Here is a 2,477-nt window from a genome sequence, read left to right as displayed (position 1 = left end):
GAGGTGCCAAACCTCCCCGTCGATATGAGCTCTTGGGGGAGATCAGCCTGTTATCCCCGGAGTACCTTTTATCCTTTGAGCGATGGCCCTTCCATACAGAACCACCGGATCACTATATCCTACTTTCGTACCTGTTCGACTTGTTTGTCTCGCAGTCAAGCTCCCTTTTGCTATTGCACTCATCGCACGGTTACCAAGCGTACTGAGGGAACCTTTGAAAGCCTCCGTTACTCTTTTGGAGGCGACCACCCCAGTCAAACTACCCACCAAGCGGTGTCCCCCATGCCGGGGTTAGGAACCAAATATCCAAAGGGTGGTATTTCAACGTTGGCTAAACGACGCCTGGCGACGCCGCATCAATGCCTCCCACCTATCCTACACATCAGATATCCAGTCACAACGCTAAGCTATAGTAAAGGTTCACGGGGTCTTTCCGTCCCGTGGCGGGTAGACGGCATCTTCACCGTCACTACAATTTCGCCGAGCTCACGGCTGAGACAGTGCCCAGATCGTTACACCATTCGTGCAGGTCGGAACTTACCCGACAAGGAATTTCGCTACCTTAGGACCGTTATAGTTACGGCCGCCGTTTACTGGGGCTTCGATTCAATGCTTCTCTTGCGATGACATCCCCTCTTAACCTTCCAGCACCGGGCAGGTGTCAGGCCATATACGTCGACATTAATCTTCGCATAGCCATGTGTTTTTGTTAAACAGTCGCCTGGGCCATTTCTCTGCGACCTACATTGCTGCAGGTTCCCTTTATCCCGAAGTTACAGGGTTAATTTGCCTAGTTCCTTAGCCGTGATTCACTCGAGCACCTTAGGCTTCTCGCCTCGACTACCTGTGTCGGTTTGCGGTACGGTCACTAATAATCATAACTTATCGGCTTTTCTTGGAACCTTATCCCCTCATTCGATTCGACCGAAGTCTCCTCTCAACGAACTATTCCGTCAGTTCGTATGAAGCTTTAAAATCCGTCCCCGCTTCGAAACTATTAGTGGTCCAGGAATTTTAACCTGGTTACCATCGGCTTCTGCTTTCGCATTATCCTTAGGATCCGACTTACCCTCCGTTGATTGACGTAGCGGAGGAATCCTTAGTCTTTCGGTGTGAATGGTTCTCACATTCATTATCGCTACTTATTCCTACATTTGCTTTTCTGTCCTCTCCAGCATACCTCAAAGTACACCTTCACTGATGACAGAATGCTCCCCTACCCAAGAATATTTTCTTGACTAAGCTTCGGTACTATACTTTATGCCCGCTTATTATCGATGCCCGCCCCGCTCGACCAGTGAGCTGTTACGCACTCTTTAAATGATTGCTGCTTCCAAGCAAACATCCTGGCTGTCTCGGCAGTCAGACTTCCTTTGTTCAACTTAGTATAGATTTGGAGACCTTAGCTGTAGTTCTGGGTTCTTTCCCTCTTGGACTCGGACCTTAGCACCCGAGCCCTCACTGCTGCGTATATATTATAGCATTCGGAGTTCGTCTGAATTTGGTAGGATGTGACTCCCCCGCATCCAATCGGTAGCTCTACCTCTATAATACTCAACCACAACGCTGTACCTAAATACATTTCGGGGAGTACGAGCTATTTCCTAGTTTGATTAGCCTTTCACCCCTACCCACAGTTCATCCGAACACTTTTCAACGTATACCGGTACGGTCCTCCAGTTGGTCTTACCCAACCTTCAACCTGACCATGGGTAGATCACTAGGTTTCGCGTCTACAGCCACCAACTTAACGCCCTGTTAAGACTCGCTTTCGCTTCGGCTCCCTTTCTTAAAAAGTTAACCTTGCTGGTGACCGTAACTCGTAGGATCATTATGCAAAAGGCACGCCGTCACCATATCGCATGGCTCCGACCGCTTGTAGGCGTACGGTTTCAGGTTCTATTTCACCCGGATACTCTCCGTGCTTTTCACCTTTCCTTCACAGTACTTGTTCGCTATCGGTGTCTCAGTAGTATTTAGCCTTGGCAGATGGTGCTGCCGAATTCAGAGGGGGTTTCACCGGCCCCCACCTACTCAGGATACTGCTCGTCCTACAATCCTTACCCTTACGTGACTATCACACTCTACGGTTGACTTTCCCAAGTCATTCAAGTTAAATTGTACTTCTAAATGCAGTCCTATAACCCCTAACATGCCGTAACATCTTAGGTTTGGGCTCTTCCGATTTCGCTCGCCACTACTCTCGGAATCACTGTTGTTTTATTCTCCTATGGGTACTTAGATGTTTCAGTTCCCCACGTTCGCTTTCATACTTAGTATGAATAGTTAGTCTTCAACTAACTGGGTTGCCCCATTCGGAAATCTACGGATATAATGGATGTGTGCTCCTCCCCGTAGCTTATCGCAGCTTATCACGTCCTTCGTCGCCTCTGAGACCCTAGGCATCCCCCATACGCCCTTCTTTTGCTCTTTTTTATCTCTTCTCAGTCTTTCTCATCATGTCAATGTACTCTTTT

The 2,477-nt window shown here is 48.4% G+C and carries 1 rRNA gene; it reads right to left on the bottom strand.

The annotated features are described in order from the left end of the window. Positions 1–2,433 (bottom strand): 23S ribosomal RNA (locus EGI22_RS15540); the annotation flags it as partial. Positions 2,434–2,477: the final 44 nt, after the last annotated feature.

This window comes from Lacihabitans sp. LS3-19 (genome assembly GCF_024343575.1).
In the GTDB taxonomy this organism is placed as follows: domain Bacteria; phylum Bacteroidota; class Bacteroidia; order Cytophagales; family Spirosomataceae; genus Leadbetterella.
The sequence above is the reverse complement of the archived record's forward strand: the minus strand, read 5'-3'. Positions and strand labels throughout refer to the sequence as shown.